The sequence below is a fragment of the Methylibium sp. T29 genome, from assembly GCF_000576205.1.
Taxonomy (GTDB): Bacteria; Pseudomonadota; Gammaproteobacteria; order Burkholderiales; family Burkholderiaceae_C; genus Methylibium; species Methylibium petroleiphilum.
The window spans coordinates 1-17703 of the sequence record NZ_AZND01000062.1; the positions used below are offsets into that span (position 1 = coordinate 1).

The 17703-nt window shown below is 67.8% G+C and carries 18 protein-coding genes and 2 pseudogenes; 4 read left to right on the plus strand and 16 right to left on the minus strand.

All coding sequences use genetic code 11. The annotated features are described in order from the left end of the window. A partial coding sequence (locus x551_RS09860; protein WP_036248357.1) for a metallopeptidase TldD-related protein occupies nt 1-462 on the plus strand: 462 nt, incomplete at its 5' end. Continuing rightward, complete coding sequence (locus x551_RS09865; RefSeq protein ID WP_036230570.1) at nt 459-1793, plus strand: metallopeptidase TldD-related protein; 1335 nt, start codon at nt 459-461, stop codon at nt 1791-1793. The genes x551_RS09860 and x551_RS09865, both read left to right, overlap by 4 nt. Before the next feature lie 25 nt (nt 1794-1818). Here the strand turns inward: x551_RS09865 and x551_RS09870 are convergent, their stop codons facing one another. From x551_RS09870 to x551_RS09890, 5 genes and pseudogenes are all read right to left on the minus strand, one after another. Continuing rightward, on the minus strand, nt 1819-2211 hold the full coding sequence (locus x551_RS09870; protein WP_081771287.1) for a hypothetical protein: 393 nt from the start codon (nt 2209-2211) through the stop codon (nt 1819-1821). 13 nt (nt 2212-2224) lie between these two features. Next, the gene (gene aroC / locus x551_RS09875) at nt 2225-3331 is read right to left on the minus strand and encodes a chorismate synthase (RefSeq protein WP_011829024.1); all 1107 of its coding nucleotides are present in this window, start codon (nt 3329-3331) and stop codon (nt 2225-2227) included. 90 nt (nt 3332-3421) lie between these two features. Beyond that, nucleotides 3422-3859 carry a hypothetical protein gene (locus x551_RS09880; RefSeq protein WP_011829023.1) on the minus strand — a complete coding sequence of 146 codons (438 nt, stop codon included), beginning with the start codon at nt 3857-3859 and terminating at the stop codon, nt 3422-3424. A gap of 152 nt (nt 3860-4011) precedes the next feature. Then, nucleotides 4012-4475: pseudogene (locus tag x551_RS09885) on the minus strand (CBS domain-containing protein). 114 nt (nt 4476-4589) lie between these two features. Continuing rightward, entirely contained in the window at nt 4590-5840 is a 1251-nt protein-coding gene (locus x551_RS09890) for a YihY family inner membrane protein (RefSeq protein WP_011829021.1), read from the minus strand. Here x551_RS09890 and x551_RS09895 point away from each other — a divergent pair. Next, on the plus strand, nt 5839-6207 hold the full coding sequence (locus tag x551_RS09895; RefSeq protein ID WP_036230578.1) for a DUF2069 domain-containing protein: 369 nt from the start codon (nt 5839-5841) through the stop codon (nt 6205-6207). The two genes, x551_RS09890 and x551_RS09895, sit on opposite strands and share 2 nt — an antisense overlap. After that, nucleotides 6204-7610 (plus strand): FAD-binding oxidoreductase, encoded by a 1407-nt coding sequence (locus x551_RS09900; protein ID WP_036230565.1) that lies wholly within the window; start codon nt 6204-6206, stop codon nt 7608-7610. The genes x551_RS09895 and x551_RS09900 overlap by 4 nt, the downstream gene beginning before the upstream one ends. Nucleotides 7611-7648: 38 nt before the next feature. Here the strand turns inward: x551_RS09900 and x551_RS09905 are convergent, their stop codons facing one another. The 11 genes and pseudogenes from x551_RS09905 to x551_RS24275 form a co-directional block, all read right to left on the minus strand. Next, entirely contained in the window at nt 7649-8089 is a 441-nt protein-coding gene (locus x551_RS09905; RefSeq protein WP_011829018.1) for a DUF1178 family protein, read from the minus strand. A gap of 7 nt (nt 8090-8096) precedes the next feature. Continuing rightward, nucleotides 8097-8720 (minus strand): NUDIX hydrolase, encoded by a 624-nt coding sequence (locus tag x551_RS09910; protein WP_036230563.1) that lies wholly within the window; start codon nt 8718-8720, stop codon nt 8097-8099. Between the two features lie 12 nt (nt 8721-8732). Further along, nucleotides 8733-9041, minus strand: coding sequence for a DUF2818 family protein (locus x551_RS09915; protein ID WP_011829016.1), 309 nt, complete (start codon nt 9039-9041; stop codon nt 8733-8735). 7 nt (nt 9042-9048) lie between these two features. After that, the gene (nuoN, locus tag x551_RS09920; protein WP_036248360.1) at nt 9049-10533 is read right to left on the minus strand and encodes an NADH-quinone oxidoreductase subunit NuoN; all 1485 of its coding nucleotides are present in this window, start codon (nt 10531-10533) and stop codon (nt 9049-9051) included. 16 nt (nt 10534-10549) lie between these two features. Beyond that, entirely contained in the window at nt 10550-12025 is a 1476-nt protein-coding gene (locus tag x551_RS09925) for an NADH-quinone oxidoreductase subunit M (RefSeq protein ID WP_011829014.1), read from the minus strand. Nucleotides 12026-12040: 15 nt separating this feature from the next. Next, nucleotides 12041-14053 carry an NADH-quinone oxidoreductase subunit L gene (gene nuoL / locus x551_RS09930; protein ID WP_173402799.1) on the minus strand — a complete coding sequence of 671 codons (2013 nt, stop codon included), beginning with the start codon at nt 14051-14053 and terminating at the stop codon, nt 12041-12043. A 64-nt stretch (nt 14054-14117) separates the two neighbouring features. After that, complete coding sequence (gene nuoK, locus x551_RS09935; protein ID WP_011829012.1) at nt 14118-14426, minus strand: NADH-quinone oxidoreductase subunit NuoK; 309 nt, start codon at nt 14424-14426, stop codon at nt 14118-14120. Further along, a complete protein-coding gene (locus x551_RS09940; RefSeq protein WP_011829011.1) occupies nt 14423-15070 on the minus strand; it encodes an NADH-quinone oxidoreductase subunit J in 648 nt (215 codons plus the stop codon). Before x551_RS09940 ends, nuoK begins: the two co-directional genes overlap by 4 nt. Nucleotides 15071-15111: 41 nt before the next feature. Beyond that, nucleotides 15112-15609 (minus strand): NADH-quinone oxidoreductase subunit NuoI, encoded by a 498-nt coding sequence (gene nuoI, locus x551_RS09945; protein WP_011829010.1) that lies wholly within the window; start codon nt 15607-15609, stop codon nt 15112-15114. A gap of 13 nt (nt 15610-15622) precedes the next feature. Then, the gene (gene nuoH, locus x551_RS09950; RefSeq protein WP_011829009.1) at nt 15623-16687 is read right to left on the minus strand and encodes an NADH-quinone oxidoreductase subunit NuoH; all 1065 of its coding nucleotides are present in this window, start codon (nt 16685-16687) and stop codon (nt 15623-15625) included. 5 nt (nt 16688-16692) lie between these two features. Beyond that, nucleotides 16693-17703: pseudogene (locus tag x551_RS24275) on the minus strand (molybdopterin-dependent oxidoreductase); the annotation flags it as partial.

Here is a 17703-nt window from a genome sequence, read left to right on the forward strand (position 1 = left end):
CAGGCGCGCGCCCGGGCCGCCGGCCACGACGTGGGCGGCGTGGCCACCACGCGGGCCTGCAGCTGGAACCGCGCGCCGATCGACCGCATGAGCAATCTCAACGTCGAACCCGGGCACAGCACGCTCGACGAACTGATCGCCGCGGTCGACCACGGCGTGGTGATGCACACCAACTGCTCGTGGAGCATCGACGACTCGCGCAACAAGTTCCAGTTCGGCTGCGAGTACGGCCGCATGATCCGCCACGGCCGGTTGGCCGAGGTGGTGCGCAACCCGAACTACCGCGGCGTGAGCGCGACCTTCTGGCGCTCGCTGGCCGGGGTGGGCGATGCGTCGACCTGCGAGGTGATGGGCACGCCCTTCTGCGGCAAGGGCGAGCCCTCGCAGGTGATCCGGGTCGGGCACGCCTCTCCGGCCTGCCTGTTCACCGGCGTCGACGTGTTCGGCGGGGTCGACGGATGAGCGGGCTGACCGAGCGCCCTCACTTCGACGCGCTGGCCGACAGCGTGTGCCGCGCCGATGGCGTGGACCGCGTCAGTCTGGCACTGAACGCCGAGGCCAGCGACTTCCTGCGCTTCAACCGCGCGGCGCTGCGCCAGGCCACCCATGTGCTGCAGGCACAGGCGACGCTGGCCGTGGTGCGCGGCCGGCGCCACACCGAGAGCAGCCTCACCCTCACCGGCGACCTGGCGCTCGACACGCAACGCCTGCTCGCCGAGCGCACGCTTCTGATCCACGATCTCTCGCTGATCCCCGACGACCCCTGGCTGCTGCTGCCGGAGGAAGCGCACAGCAGCGACCGCGACGACCGCGGTGCGCTGCCGTCGCCCGCGGCCGTGATCGACGCCGTGCGCGAGCACGCCGACGGCCTGGACTTCGTCGGCTTCTATGCCGGCGGCCCGGTGGTGCGCGCCTACGCCGACAGCCTGGGTGCACGCCACTGGCACCGCGTGGAAAGCTTCGACTTCGAGTGGTGCCTGGTCCACGCTGCCGACAAGGCGGTGAAAACGCAGTACGGCGGCACGGCGTGGTCGCTGTCCGAGTTCGCGGCACGCCTTCGCGAAGCGGCAGCCCAGCTCGCGCTGCTGCGCCAGCCGGCGCGCGCGCTGCCGCCCGGTGCCTACCGCGCGCTGTTCAGCCCGGCGGCGATGAACGAACTGCTGGCCACGCTGGGCTGGAGTGGCTTCGGCCTGAAGGCCCGGCGCACCGGCGTGTCCTCGCTGGCGAAGCTGGCGCACGGCGACGCCCGTCTGCACTCGTCGGTGCGCCTGAGCGAGGCGCCCGGCCGCGGTTTCACGCCGGCCTTCACGGCCGACGGCTTCGTGCGCCCGGCCGAGGTCCTGCTGGTCAGCGACGGCCGCGCCGTCGATACGCTGAACGCGCCCCGCTCGGCCCGCGAGTACGGCCTGCCGGCCAACGGCGCGAACGCGGCCGAGACGCCGGAGGCGCTGGCGCTGGCGCCCGGTGCACTGCCGCATGGGCGACTGCTCGAGACGCTGGGCTCGGGCCTCTGCGTGAGCAACCTCTGGTACCTGAACTACAGCGACCGCCAGGCCTGCCGCATGACCGGCATGACACGCTTCGCCTGCTTCTGGGTCGAGGGCGGCGAACTGGCCGCACCGCTGGAGGTGATGCGCTTCGACGACAGCTTCCTGCGCCTGTTCGGCGATGGCCTGGTGGGCCTGGCCGACCGTTGCGAGCGGATGCCCGACAGCAGCACCTACCAGTCGCGGCAGCTCGCCTCGATCACGGCACCTGCGGCCCTCGTCGACGGCTGGCGGCTCACGCTCTGATCGCGCCGCCGCGGCGGTGGCCCGGCTACTTCGCCAGATCGTAGAGCGGCTTGCCCTTGTCGACCACGTGCACCGTGAACACCTTCAGCGAGGTGTCGCCGATCACCTTGAAGCCGCCGTGCCGCACGTCGCGCAGGTTGTGGATCGCGATGCCTGTCGGCAGCGCCATCGGCTCCTTGCCGGGCAGTTGGACCGTGGCACCCTGCACCACGTAGGCCGCCTCGACCCCGTGGTGGAAGTGCGCCTCCAGCGTTTCGCCGGGCTTGTATTCGGCGATCGAGGAGACCACCTCCATGCCGGGCGCGCCGCTCAGGTCGCTGCGCTTGAGTTCGACGCGCTGCGGCGAATCCTGCCCCCAGGCCGCGGCGGCCACCGCCAGGCCGCACAGCGCGACGAACGATCGAAGAGCGTGGCGCATCGGTGGCTCCCCGTCAGGCGTCCGGCAGGTGCGCCGCGATCGGCGCCACCGGCAGGCGCACATCGCCGCACTGCGCGCGGTGGCGCAGTGCATGGTCCATCAGCACCAGCGCCAGCAGCGCCTCGGCGATCGGCGTGGCGCGGATGCCGACGCAGGGGTCGTGGCGGCCGAAGGTCTCGACCGTCGCCGGCTGGCCCTGCAGGTCGATCGACTGGCGTGGCGTGCGGATCGAGCTGGTGGGCTTGATCGCGATCGATACGCGGATATCCTGCCCGGTGCTGATGCCGCCGAGCACACCGCCGGCGTGGTTGCTGCGAAAGCCCTGGGGCGTGAGTTCGTCGCCGTGCATCGAGCCGCGGTGCGCGACGCTCGCGAAGCCCGCGCCGATCTCGACGCCCTTGACGGCGTTGAGCCCCATCATCACGTGGGCGATGTCGGCGTCGAGCTTGTCGAACAGCGGCTCGCCCCAGCCGACCGGGACGCCGGTGGCCTCGACAACGATGCGCGCGCCGACCGAATCGCCCTCCTTGCGCAAGGCGTCCATGAAGTCCTCGAGCTGGCCGATCTGGCTGGCGTTGGGCGCGAAGAAGGGGTTGTCCGGCACATGCTGCCAGCCCTCGAAGGCGATGTCGATCTCGCCCAGCGCCGCCATGCCGCCGCGAAAGGCGATGCCGTGGTGTTCCTTGAGCCACTTCTTCGCCACCGCGCCGGCGCCGACCATCGGGGCGGTGAGGCGCGCAGAACTGCGACCACCGCCGCGCGGATCGCGCAGGCCGTACTTGTGCCAGTAGGTGTAGTCGGCGTGGCCGGGGCGGAAGGTCTGGACGATGTTGCCGTAGTCCTTGCTGCGCTGGTCGGTGTTGCGGATCAGCAGGCAGATCGGTGTGCCGGTGGTGCGGCCCTCGTGGACGCCGGACAGGATCTCCACCGCGTCGGGCTCGTTGCGCTGGGTCACGTGGCGCGAGGTGCCAGGACGGCGGCGGTCCAGCTCGGGCTGGATGTCGGCCTCGCTCAGGCTCATGCCGGGCGGACAGCCGTCGATCACGCAACCGATGGCGGGTCCGTGGGATTCACCGAAGTTGGTGACGCAAAACAAGTGGCCGAGGGTGCTGCCGGACATGATTCGGGGCGAATGCGGAACTCAAGCCGCATTGTGACAGCGGCCCGTGCCGTCACCCCCATGCCCGGCCCGGCCCCGCCGCTCGGACGCTCAGAATCGGCAGGCCAGCCCGAGGTGGGCGCGCATCTCGACGCTGGAGCCATCGCGGTCCTGGCGCAGCCGGGTCGGCAGCCGAAGGCGTGTGGCGCAGTCGGTGGCCTCGACGCCGATGGAGCGCAGCATGCGCTGCGGCGTCTCGGAACTCATGCTCAGTGCGTGGTGAGCGCGGCGCGGGCGGCCGGCACCGGGCACGTCATAGCGCGGCAGTTCGACGATGCTGAATTTGAAGGCAGCATCCTGCCGCGTCGCGTCGCGCAGTTCGGATTGCGCTCTCGACGGCCAGGACGGCGATGCCGGCTGCACGGTCCACGGTGCGTTCGGGGCCGAGTCCTCGCCGGGCGCCGTCTCCACGGCCGCGCTGCTGCACACCACCGCAGCCAGGCCCAGCGACGCGACACCGCGACCCAACCGCCGAAATCGAAGCTTCATGATGGCTCTCCCGCATCCCATGCGGAGAGCATCGGCGTTTCAGATGAAGCGCGGCTGAAGTGGTAACACCCCGATACCCCTGCAGCGGGGTCCCTGCCAAATGCCTCACGTCCGGGTGGGGACCCTGTAACGCCGCGGTTGCGACTGCGGCGCTACTGCTGGGGCGCCGGGGCGGAGTCTTCCTCGACCGGCCAGTCGCGGATGTAGGCCTTGAGCATGCGGTTCTCGAAATCCTGCCCGTCGACCACCGCCTTGGCGACGTCGTAGAACGAGATCACGCCCATCAGGGTGCGCTGGGTCAGCACCGGCATGTAACGGGCATGGCGGCCGAGCATCATGCGGCGCACTTCGTCGATCTCGGTGTCGGGGGTGCAGGTCATCGGGTGGTCTTCCATGACCGTGCGCACGATGGTGTCGCCCACATTGCCACCATTGCCGACGATAGCCTGGATGACCTCGCGGAAGGTCAGCAGGCCCACCACATCACCGTGCTCCATCACGACCAGCGAGCCGATGTCGCGCTCTGCCATGGTGCGCAACGCCTCGGCCAGGGGCTGGGAGGCGTGACGGTGAACAGGGTGCCCCCCTTGACGCGCAGGATGTCGCTGACTTTCATGATGGGCTCCTTCGAGATGCCGTTGAATTCAATATACCCAGAATCCCCGGCGAGGGCCACAGAAGGAACTAGGAGCGTGACCGTCTGACGGGATCGCGGTTGCCCGACCCGGGATCAGATCAGCTCCTGCAGCGTCATCTCGCCGAAGCGCGCGCGCTGCCAGAACCCCCGCAAACCGGGGCTGGGGTCGAGCAGCAGCGCGGCGAGCAGCGGCTGAGCCGGCGTCGTGTTCGGGTCGCAGAGCAGCACATAGCGCTTCTCGCCGGCCTCGTCGAGGCGACCGACCCAGTCGAGCTCGACCAGCCGCTCCAGCGAGGGCTCGATCTGCAGCGGATCGGTGCGCAGCGTGGACGCCAGGCCGACGAGCCCCAGGCCGCGTTCACCGCGGGCGCGCGCCGCGGCCAGCTCGCGCAGCAGTTGGACGGCGGCCTGGAAGCGGTAGCCCGGGGTGTTGGGCTGCCGCACGATGTGCATCGACAGGCTCGGCGCGTAGGCGGCGATCACCGCGCCGAGTAGAACGATCACCCAGCCGAGGTAGAGCCAGATCAGGAAGATGGGCACGGTGGCGAAAGCGCCGTAGATCGTCGAGTAGGTCGGCACCTGGGCCAGGTACCAGGCCAGGCCCTTCTTGGCCAGCTCGAAACCGGCCGACACGAACAGCCCGCCCGCCAGGGCGTGGCGCCAGCGCACCTCGGTGTTGGGCACGTAGTGGAACAGCCCGGCCATCGCCGCAGCCAGCAGGCCGAACTCCAGTGCATTGAGCAACACGCTCAGGCTGCCCGGCATGGCGCCGACCACGCCGCGCGAAGCCGAGATCGCATAGGAGGTGAGCGTCAGGCTCACGCCCAGCAGCAGCGGACCGAGCGTGGCGGCGGCCCAGTAGACCAGCACGCGCTGCGCGATCGGCCGCGGCTTGCGCACACGCCAGATCGCGTTGAGCGTGCGATCGATCGTGAGCATCAGCGCCAGCGCCGTGAGCACCAGCACCACCAGGCCGACGGTGCCCAGCCGGTGCGCCTTGCCGGCGAACTGCGTCAGCGCGCCCAGCACCGGCTTGGCGATGCCATCGGGCACCAGCGACTGGATGAAGTACTTTTCCAGGGCACCCTGGAACTGGCCGAACATCGGGAAGGCGCTGAAGATCGCCAGCGTCACGGTGGCCAGCGGCACCAGTGCGATCGTGGTGGTGAAGGTCAGACTGCTGGCGGTGAGCCCGAGGCGGTCTTCGCGAAAGCGCTGGCGCAGGGTCTTCAGCGTGTCGAGCCAAGGCCAGGTCTGCAGCGTCTCGGCCAGCAGCGCGATGCGTTCGCGCCAGCCGGCCTTCAGGAGATCGGGAACGGTCATGCTCGATATGATGCCAGCCATGTTTCGATGCAATGCGGTGGACGGCACGCGGGCCGTCGCGGTGGGGAGCCTGCTCGGCCTGATCGTGCTCGGTCTGTTGTGGGAGCTCTGGCTGGCGCCGACCGGCAGCGGCATGCTGGCATTCAAGGTGCTGCCGCTCGCGCTGCCGCTGGCCGGCCTGCTGAAGCGGCGCATGTACACCTACCGCTGGGTCAGCCTGCTGGTTTGGCTCTACTTCATCGAGGGCGTGGTGCGCGCCAGCGGCGACCGTGGCCTGAGCGCCTGGCTCGCGGGGCTGGAGATCGTGCTGTGCTTGACCTTGTTCGCCGCCTGCGCGCTGCACGTGCGCTGGCGCTTCAAGCAGGCCGCTGCCGGCGCCTCGTCATGAGCGCTTCGCTGCTCGATGCGCTGCGCGCCGCGCTGGGGCCGGCGCAGGTGCTGACCGATGGCGACCGCTCGGCCTGGGAGATCGACTGGCGCAAGCGCTATCACGGCAAGGCGCTGGCGGTGGTCCGGCCCGGCAGCGCGGCCGAAGTCGCGGCGGTGGTGCGGGCTTGCGTCGCGCACGGCACGAGTCTGGTCCCGCAGGGCGGCAACACCGGCCTGGTCGGGGGTGGCGTGCCCGACGGTAGCGGTCGCCAGGTGTTGCTGAGCCTGGCGCGCCTGAACCGCGTGCGCGCCATCGACGCCGCCAACTCGACGATGACGGTCGAGGCCGGCTGCGTGCTGCAAGCGGTGCAGGAGGCTGCCGCCGCGCAGAGCCTGCTGTTTCCGCTGAGCCTGGCGGCCGAGGGCAGCTGCACGATCGGCGGCAACCTGGCCACCAACGCCGGGGGCACCCAGGTGCTGCGCTACGGCAATGCGCGTGAACTGTGCCTGGGGCTCGAGGTGGTGACCGCCGCCGGCGAGATCTGGGACGGCCTGAGTGGCCTGCGCAAGGACAACACCGGCTACGACCTGCGCGACCTGTACATCGGCAGCGAAGGCACGCTGGGCGTCATCACCGCGGCGACGCTGAAGCTGCACCCGCAACCTGCGGCACGCTGCACCGCGCTGGCCGCGTGCGCCACGCTGGCCGACGCCGTGGCCTTGCTGCAGCGGGCCCAGGCCCGGCTCGGCGCCGGGCTGACCGGCTTCGAGGTGATGGGGCGCTTTGCGCTGTCGCTGGTCGAGAAACACTTCCCCGCCCTGCCGCGACCGCTGGCGCCCAGCCCGTGGACGGTGCTGCTCGAGCAGTCGGACATCGAAGACGAGGCACATGCACGCGGGTTGTTCGAAGGGTTGCTCGAGAGCGCGCTCGAGGCGGGCACGATCGTCGATGCCGCGGTGGCCGAGAGCGTGCAGCAATCGAGGCAGCTGTGGCACCTGCGCGAGAGCATCCCGCTGGCCCAGGCCGAGGAAGGCCTGAACATCAAGCACGACATTGCGCTGCCGGTGTCGCGCATCCCGGACTTCGTGGTCACCACCGACGCCTTGCTGCAGGCTGCCGTGCCGGGCGCCCGGCTGGTGAACTTCGGCCACCTCGGCGACGGCAATCTGCACTACAACGTGCAGGCGCCGGAAGGGATCGACGCGGCGGCATTCCTGCGCGGCCACGAGCCGGCCGTGAACCGGATCGTCTATGACGCCGTCCAGGCGCATGGCGGCTCGATCTCGGCCGAGCATGGCATCGGCGCGCTCAAGCGCGAGGAACTGCAGCACTACAAGTCGCCGGTCGCACTGGCACTGATGCGCTCGATCAAGCAGGCCCTCGATCCTCAGGGGCTGATGAACCCCGGCCGCCTGCTCTGAGCGAGGCGGCGCCAGTCGCGCCGCGGGCGACGGGGGCTCTACTGAAGCGGGCCTTTGAGCGCCTTGGGCACCGGCAGCGCATGCACTTCGATGCCCTCCTCGCGCAGCGCCTGGGTCTGCTCGGCGCTGGCCTGGCCACGGATGCCGCGCTCCGCGGTCTCGCCGTAGTGGATGCGGCGGGCCTCGTCGGCGAAGCGCTCGCCGACGTCCTCCGTCTGGGCCATCACGTGGTGCACCGCGCGCAGCCAGAGCGCCTCGACGCTCTGCTGCTCGGGCGTCGGCGCACTGGAAGCCGCCTCGACCGCACGCGACGGCGAGAGATTCAGACGCGGTGCGCTGGGCAGGCGGCTGATCTCGCCGCTGCCGCAGAGCGGGCACTCGACCAGCCCGCGCTCGCACTGTGAACGGTAATCGTCTTCGGAGCCGAACCAGCCCTCGAAGCCATGACCGTGCGAGCAGCGCAGACTCAGAACCTTCATGACGACATCATGCGCCAACGACGCCCGTCGGTGCGGGCTGCCATTGCAAAACCCAGCGCCCGGCGCGCCAATGCGTGAGCCATAGCATGCCGATCAGCGTTTTCGCGTCGGTCAGTTCGCCGCTCGCCGCCATCACCTCGAGCTCCTCCAGCGTGACCGTGGAGACGTCCAGGAACTCGCCGGCGTCGAGATGGCGCTCGCCGGCGACCAGACCACGCGCGAACCAGACCTCGATGCCTTCGTCGGAGTAGGCGATGGCGTTGTGCAGCAGACCGGCCCGCGCCCATTCACGCGCCCGGTAGCCGGTCTCCTCGGCCAGTTCGCGCACCGCGCAATGCAGCACGGGTTCGCCGGCGTCCAGCTTGCCGGCCGGGAATTCGATGAAGGCACGGTGCAAGGGATAGCGGAACTGCCGCTCGACGACCAGGCGGCCGTCGTCGAGCAACGGCACGATCATCACGGCCCCGGGGTGGACGATGTACTCGCGGGCCGCCTCGCCACCGTCCGGCAGGCGCACCGTGTCGCGGCGCACGTCGAGAAAATGGCCGCGATAGACCTGGGTGCTGGTGACGCAGTCCTCACGCAGATGGCGGTCGTCGGCGGGGGACATCCGGTCGGGTGTGGCACTCATCGCGATCCGGGTTCAGCCAGGAGGGTGGCGCCGAAGGTAACGCCACACGAAGCCGGGAAATGCGAACGTGAAGAACAGGCACAGCATCACCGCATAGAACTCCCAACCTTGCGGATGGCGCTGACCGATGCGGGCCTCGAGTCCCATGCCGAGCAGCACGACGAGCGCGCCCAGGCTCAGCAGTTCGAGCAGGCGCCAGCCGAGCGGCTTGGCTGGCGCCCGTTGCGGGCCAACGACAAACAACCGTTCATTGACGAACGGCAGATTGGCCGCCAGCAGCGCCAGGGCGAGCACCAGCCAGACGGCGGGCGAAGTCGTCATGCCGGCCTCAGGTGGCCAGCGCGAGCCGGATGGCGTCGGCGCACAGCGCCATCAGACCACCGGGCAGCAGGCCGAACACCAGCACCGCCGCGCCATTCAGCGACAACAGCACGCGCACCTCGGTCGGTGCTGCGACGAGCGCCGGGCCGGCGGCCGGCTCGTCGAAGTACATGGTCTTGACGACGCGCAGGTAATAGAAGGCGCCCACCAGCGACAACAGCACCGCCACGACAGCCAGCAAGATGTAGCCGGTGACGTTGGTCGACACCAGCGCCTGCAGCACCGCGAGCTTGGCATAGAAGCCCACCGCCGGCGGAATGCCCGCCAGCGAGAACATGCAGATGCCCATGATGGCTGCGAGCAGCGGGTTGCGCTGGTTGAGCCCACGGAGGTCATCGATCTCCTCGGCCTCGAAGCCCTGGCGTGCCAGCACCATGATCACGCCGAAGGTGCACAACGTGGTCAGCAGGTAGGTAACCAGGTAGAACATCGCCGAGCTGTAGCCGTTGGCGGCCGAGAAGGTGTTGCCGGAGATCACGGTCGGCGTCAGGCCCAGCAGCATGAAGCCGAGCTGGGCGATCGCCGAATAGGCCAGCATGCGCTTGAGGTTGCTCTGCGCGATCGCGGCGACGTTGCCGATCACCATCGACGCGACCGACAGCACGATGAGCATCTGCTGCCAGTCGAGCGCGAGGCCGATCATGCCCTCGACCAGCAGGCGGATCGTGATCGCGAAGGCGGCCAGCTTGGGCGCGCCGGCGATCATCAGCGTGATCGCCGTGGGCGCGCCCTGATAGACGTCAGGCACCCACATGTGGAAGGGCACGACGCCGAGCTTGAATCCCAGGCCGGCGACCACGAACACCACGCCGAACACCAGCACCTGCTTGTTGATCTGCCCGGTGCCGATGGCCTTGAACACCTCGCCGAGGTCGAGCGAACCGGTCGCGCCGTACATCATCGACAGGCCGTACAGCAGGAAGCCGCTGGCGAGCGCGCCCAGCACGAAATACTTCATCGCCGCTTCGGTGGACACCGCGTGATCCCGGCGCAGCGCGACCAGCGCGTACAGGCTCAGCGACATCAGCTCCAGGCCCAGGTAGATGACCAGGAAATTGTTGGCCGAGATCATGATCGAGATCCCGAGCAGCGAGAACAGCGCCAGCGTGAACAGTTCGCCCTTCAGCAGCTCGCGGTCGGCGGCATAAGGGCGCGCGTAGACCAGCGTGATGAAGGTCGCGACGGTGGCGAAGAAGGCCAGCAGATGGCCCATCGGATCGGCCACCACCATGCCCTGCATCGCGTAGAGCGTGAAGCCGCCCCGGAAGTAGCTGAGATGCATCAGCGCCACGGCGACCAGCGTCGCCAGTGACAGCACATAGGTCAGGGTGCGCTTGGGCGATCGCGAGTACAGATCGACCAGCGCGATCACGCAGGTCATCGCGAGCAGCACGATCTCGGGGTAGATGGCGAGCCAGTTCATGTCGTTCATAGAGGTGGCCTGGCGATCAGTTCAGCTTCGAGACGGCCACGTGCTTCAGCAGTTCGGTCACGGAGACCTGCATCACGTCGGTGAAGGGCTTCGGGTAGACGCCCATCCACAGCACCGCGGCGGCCAGCAGCGACAACATGAAGAACTCGCGGCCGTTGATGTCGGTCAGTTCGCGCACGTGGTCGTTCGCCACCGCGCCGAAGTAGACGCGCTTGACCATCCAAAGCGTGTAGGCAGCACCGAAGATCAGCGTCGTGGCTGCCAGCAGGCCGATCCAGAAGTTGAACTTCACGGCGCCGAGGATCACCATCCACTCGCCGACGAAGCCGGCGGTGCCCGGCAGGCCGCAGTTGGCCATGGCGAAGAAGACCGCCAGCGCGGTGAACTTCGGCATCGTGTTGACCACCCCGCCGTAGGACGCGATCTCGCGCGAGTGGACGCGGTCGTAGAGCACGCCGATGCACAGGAACATGGCCCCCGAGACGAAGCCGTGGCTGATCATCTGCACGATGCCGCCCGAGACGCCCAGTTCGTTGAAGATGAAGAAGCCCAACGTCACGAAGCCCATGTGGGCGATCGACGAATAGGCCACCAGCTTCTTCATGTCCTGCTGCACCAGCGCCACCAGGCCGATGTACAGCACGGCGATCAGCGACAGCGCGATGACGAAGAAGGCCCATTCGTGGCTGGCGTCCGGCGCGATCGGCATCGAGAAGCGCAGGAAGCCGTAGGCGCCGAGCTTGAGCATGATGGCCGCCAGCACCACCGAGCCGCCGGTCGGTGCCTCGACGTGGGCGTCGGGCAGCCAGGTGTGCACCGGCCACATCGGCACCTTGACCGCGAAGGCGGCGAAGAAGGCGAAGAACAGCAGCGTCTGCGCCGTCATCGGCAGCGGCAGCGTGTGCCACTCGAGGATCTCGAAGCTGCCGCCCGACTTGTAGTACAGGTAGATCAGCGCGATCAGCATCAGCAGCGAGCCGAGCAGCGTGTAGAGGAAGAACTTGAACGCGGCATAGACGCGCCGCGGGCCGCCCCACACCCCGATGATGATGTACATCGGGATCAGCGTGGCCTCGAAGAACACGTAGAACAGCAGCCCGTCGAGCGCCGAGAACACACCGACCATCAGGCCCGACAGGATCAGGAAGGCGCCCATGTACTGGTTGACGCGCTCCGTGACCACCTCCCAGGCGGCGATGACGACGATGACCGTGATGAAGGCCGTGAGCAGCACGAACCACACCGAGATACCGTCGACGCCCAGGTGGTAGCGCACGTTGAAGCGGTCGATCCAGGCGAGGTTCTCGCTGAACTGCATCGACGCGGTCGCGGTGTCGAAGCCCGTGACGAGCGGCAGCGTGACGGCGAAGCTGAGCACCGCGGCGACCAGCGCGATCCAGCGCACGACGCCGGCGTGCTCGTCGCGCCCGGCGGCGAGCAGCACAACGCCGAACACGATCGGCATCCAGATGGCGAGCGAAAGCAGACCCATGTCAGTCGTCCTCGCTCACTTGGCCAGCCACACGAACCAGGTCATCAGCGCGAACACGCCGATGATCATGACCAGTGCGTAGTGGTAGATGTAGCCGGACTGGAAGGGCTTGGTCAGCGTGGCGATCCAGCCGACCAGGCGCGCCGAGCCGTTGATCGCACCGTCGATGACGGCCACGTCGCCACCCCTCCACAGGCCGCGCCCCAGGCCACGGGCGGCCGGCGCCAGCAGGTTCTCGTTGATCCAGTCCATGTAGTACTTGTTCTCGAGGAGACGCACGATCGGCGACAACGTGCGCGCGATCGCGGCAGGGATGCCCGGCTTGAGCATGTAGAACACGTAGGCGGTCACCACGCCGGCGAGCGCCAGCCAGAACGGCAGCGTCTGGAGACCGTGCAGCGCCATCGCCGCGGCGCCGTGGAACGCCTCGGCCAGCTCTTCCAGTGCCGGATGCGCGGCGGCATTGACGAAGATCGAGTCCTTGAAGAAGTCCCCGAACAGCATCGGCTGGATCGTCAGGTAGCCGATCAGCACCGACGGAATGGCCAGCAGCACCAGCGGCACCGTCACGACCCAGGGAGACTCGCGCGGATCATGGTGCACGGCATGGCCGTGGTCGTCGTGCGCGTCGTGGTGGTCGTGCTCGCCCGGGAAGGGCTTGTCGCGGAAGCGCTCCTTGCCGTGGAACACCAGGAAGTACATCCGGAACGAGTAGAAGGCCGTGACGAACACGCCGGCGACAACCGCCAGGTAGGCAAAGCCCGAACCCCACAGGTGGCTCGCGTGCACCGCCTCGATGATCGAGTCCTTGCTGTAGAAGCCCGAGAACAGCGGAGTGCCGATCAGTGCCAGCGAGCCCAGCAGCGAGGTGATCCAGGTGATGGGCATGTACTTGCGCAGGCCGCCCATGTTGCGGATGTCCTGGTCGTGGTGCATGCCGATGATCACCGAGCCGGCACCGAGGAACAGCAGCGCCTTGAAGAAGGCGTGGGTCATCAGGTGGAAGACGGCGATCGAGTAGGCCGAGGCCCCGAGCGCCACCGTCATGTAGCCCAGCTGCGACAGCGTCGAGTAGGCCACCACGCGCTTGATGTCGTTCTGGATGATGCCCAGGAAACCCATGAACAGCGCGGTGATCGCGCCGATCACCATCACGAAGGACAGCGCCGTATCGGACAGCTCGAACAGCGGCGACATGCGCGCGACCATGAAGATGCCGGCGGTCACCATCGTCGCCGCGTGGATCAGCGCCGAGATCGGCGTCGGGCCTTCCATCGAGTCCGGCAGCCAGACGTGCAGCGGGAACTGCGCGCTCTTGCCCATCGCGCCGATGAAGAGGCAGATACAGGCCACCGTGATCAGCATCCAGTCGGTGCCGGGGAAGCCCAGCTTCGCCAGTTCGGGCGCCTGGGCGAACAGCTCGCCGTAGTTGAGCGTGCCGCCGTAGGCCAGCAGCAGGCCGATGCCGAGGATGAAGCCGAAGTCACCGACCCGGTTCACCAGGAAGGCCTTCATGTTGGCGAAGATCGCCGTCGGCTTGGTGTACCAGAAGCCGATCAGCAGGTAGCTCACCAGGCCCACCGCCTCCCAGCCGAAGAACAGCTGCAGCATGTTGTTGCTCATCACGAGCATCAACATCGAGAAGGTGAACAGCGAGATGTAGGAGAAGAAGCGCTGGTAGCCCGGGTCTTCTTCCATGTAGCCGATGGTGTAGATGTGCACCATCAGCGAGACGAAGGTCACCACGCACATCATCATCGCGGTGAGGCCGTCCACGAGGAAGCCGACCTCCATCTTCAGGCCGCCGATCACCAGCCACTCGTAGATCGTGGCGTTGAAGCGCGCGCCGTCGAGCACCACGGCCTTCAGTGTGATCGCCGAGAGCACGAAGGCGATCAGCACACCGAGGATGGTGACGCTGTGCGCACCACGCCGCCCGACCGCCTTGCCGAACAGGCCGGCCACCACGGCACCCACCAGGGGCGCGAGCGGTACGGCGAGCAGCATCGATTGTGAAAGTCCAGCCATCTTGTTGTTCTCTGCTCTTTCGAACGGACGGGCACGCCGGCCCGCCCCTGCGTTGGGTCGTGGGTCAGCCCTTCAGTGCGTCGAGCTCGTCGACGTTGATCGTCGATCGGTTGCGGAACAGCACCACCAGGATGGCCAGGCCGATCGCCGATTCGGCGGCGGCCACGGTCAGGATGAAGAACACGAACACCTGGCCGGCCATGTCGCCCAGGTAGTGAGAGAAGGCCACGAAGTTCAGGTTGACGGCCAGCAGCATCAGCTCGATCGCCATCAGCAGCACGATGAGGTTCTTGCGGTTCAGGAAGATGCCGATCACCGACAGCGCGAACAGCATCGCGCCCAGCGAGAGGTAATGGCCCAGCGTGATGCTCATGTCTTCCCTCCGGTGGCTGCCGGTTCGGCCGGCGCCGGCGGCGCTGGCGGACGCTCGGGCTGCATCTGGACGATGCGCACGCGGTCGGCCTTGCGCACCTTCACCTGGGCGGACGGGTCGACGTACTTGCTGTCCTTGCGCTTGCGCAGCGTCAGCGCAATCGCCGCGATGATGGCCACCAGAAGCAGCACCGCGGCGATCTGCAGCGGGTACAGGTAGTGCGTGTAGATCTCGATGCCGAGCAGCTTGGTGTTGCCCATCTGCGCGGCCACGGCATCGAGCGGCGGCGCCTCGGGCAGATCGAAGCCCCGGCGCAGCACCCAGATCATCTCGGCCGCGATCACTGCGCCGATCGTGCCGGCCACCGGGAACAGCTGCCAGAAGCCCTTGCGTACCGTGTCGGCATTGGCGTCGAGCATCATCACCACGAACAGGAACAGCACCATCACGGCCCCGACGTAGACCAGCACCAGCGAGATCGCCAGGAACTCGGCCTCCAGCAACATCCACACGCAGGCGGCGTTGAAGAAGGCCAGCACCAGGTAGAGCGCGGCATAGACGGCGCTGCGCGCGGTGATGACGCGGAACGAGGCGAACAGGAGGATCGCCGAGAAGACGTAGAAAAGCGCAGATTCTGTGTTCATGGTGTCGTCCGCAACCGAAGTCCGGGCCCTCGAGGGCCAGGTCACCGGTAGGCTGCGTCGGCCTCCTTGTTGGCGGCGATTTCGTTTTCGTAGCGGTCGCCCACGGCCAGCAACATGTCCTTGGTGAAGTACAGGTCGCCGCGCTTCTCGCCGTGGTACTCGAAGATGTGGGTCTCGACGATTGAGTCGACGGGGCAGCTTTCCTCGCAGAAGCCGCAGAAGATGCACTTGGTCAGGTCGATGTCGTAGCGCGTCGTGCGGCGGCTGCCGTCGTCGCGCACCTCGGACTCGATGGTGATGGCCAGCGCCGGACAGACCGCCTCGCACAACTTGCAGGCGATGCAGCGTTCCTCGCCGTTCTCGTAGCGGCGCAGCGCGTGCAGGCCGCGGAAACGCGGCGACAGCGGCGTCTTCTCTTCCGGGAACTGCACCGTGATGGCCGGCGACAGGAAGTGCCGGCCGGTCAGCTTCATCCCCTTCAGCAGTTCGAGAAGGAAGAAGGTGTTGAAGAATTCCTTGATGGAGGCCACAGCGGACATGGTCAGGCCCTCCTTATTTCCAGATGTTCCACGGCGACTGGATCCACAGCCCCACGACAACCAGCCAGATCAACGTGATCGGGATGAAGATCTTCCAGCCCAGCCGCATGATCTGGTCGTAGCGGAAGCGCGGGAACGTGGAGCGCACCCACAGGAACATGGTCACGACCACGAAGGTCTTGAGGCCCAGCCAGATCCATCCCGGAATCCAGTTGAAGACGACGCTGTCGATCGGCGGCAGCCAGCCCCCCAGGAACATGGTCACGGCAAGCGCCGAGATCAGGATCATGTTGGCGTACTCGGCCAGGAAGAACATGGCGAAGGCCATGCCCGAGTACTCGATCATGTGACCGGCCACGATCTCGGACTCGCCTTCCACCACGTCGAAGGGGTGGCGGTTGGTCTCGGCGAGGCCGGAGATGAAGTAGACGATGAAGATGGGGAACAGCGGCAGCCAGTTCCAGCTGAGGAAGTTGAGCCCCATGTCGGCGAAGCGCCCTCTGTCCTGCCCGAGCACGATCTCGGTCATGTTCAGGGTGCCCGACACCATCAGCACCACCACCAGCGCGAAGCCCATCGCGATCTCGTAGCTGACCATCTGCGCCGAGGCGCGCAGCGCGCCGAGGAAGGCGTACTTCGAGTTCGATGCCCAGCCGGCGATGATCACGCCATAGACCTCCATCGAGGTGATCGCCATCAGGAACAGCAGGCCGGCGTTGATGTTGGCCAGCGCCACTTCCGGGCCGAACGGCACGACCACCCAGGCGGCAAGCGCCGGCATGATGGTCATCACGGGACCGAGCAGGAACAGGCCCTTGTTGGCCGCCGTCGGCAGGATGATTTCCTTGAAGATCAGCTTGACCGCATCGGCGATCGGCGTGAGCAGGCCCCAGGGGCCGACGCGGTTGGGGCCGGGACGGATCTGCGTCCAGCCGATGGCCTTGCGTTCCCACAGCGTGAGGTAGGCGACGCAACCCATCAGCGGCGCGATCAGTGCCACGATCTTGATCAGGTTCCACACGACGGGCCAGAAGCCGCCGAGCAGGCTGCTGCCGAACTGGTTGAAGCTCTCGATCATGATGTTCAGGCCTTCTCGACGGCGATCTCGCCGAACATCGCGCCCAGTGCTGCCGTGGCGGCGTGGCCGGCGGGCACCCGCACGGCGGTCGGTGCCAGCGTGGCATCGTGGTAGGCCGCGAGCCGCAGCGATGCACTGCCCTGCTGCACGTGGACCTGGCCCCCCTCAACCAACCCGAGGCGCTGCCACAGCGCCGTCGGCAGCCCGGCACGCGGTGCGCGTGCATCGGCGGTGGCCTGCAGCGACGGTGCACGGCGCACGATGGCGTCGCTGCGTAGATCGGCACGTCGGCCACGCGCTCGAGCGTGGGGCGATCTGCGGCAATCGCCACGCTCGCACGGCTGGCGTTGCCGAGCCGCGACGCCAGTGCTGCAGACACGTCACCCAGCGCCTGTGCCTTGACTTCCTCGGAGGTCTCGAAGCCGAAGCCCGGCAGGCCCAGCATCGAGCCGAGCACGCGCAGGACCTTCCAGGCCGGGCGGGCATCACCGCGCGGCCGGACGACGCCGTGGAAGCCCTGCACGCGGCCTTCCGCGTTGACGAAGCTGCCCGAAGTCTCGGTGAACGGCGTGATCGGCAGCAGCACGTCGGCGTGCTCGAGATTGGCGTTCTTGAAGGCGCTCAGAGACACCACCATGCCGGCCCGGGCCAGCGTGTCCGCCGCCTGCCGGCCATCGGCCGCGTCGAGCACAGGTTCGGCATTGAGCAGCAGGTAGGCCTTCAGCGGTTGCGACAGCATCTGCCCGGCGTTCAGCCGCCGCTGCGCGGCTGGGCCCCGACAAGTTGCGCGCCCACGCTGTTGGCCGCCTCACCGAGCACCCCGAAGGTGGCACCGGTCTGCTCGGCGATGAACTGGGCGAGTGCAAGCAGCCGGGAAGCCTGCGGGTGCTGGACCGCGGCATTGCCGAGCAGCACCGCCTTGCGCTGCCCGCTCAGCAGTGACGCGGCGATCGCCTTGGCCGGCTCGCTCGCCTCGGCCGCCACCGGCGCCGCGGCGCCGGTGTGCGAGGCCACCG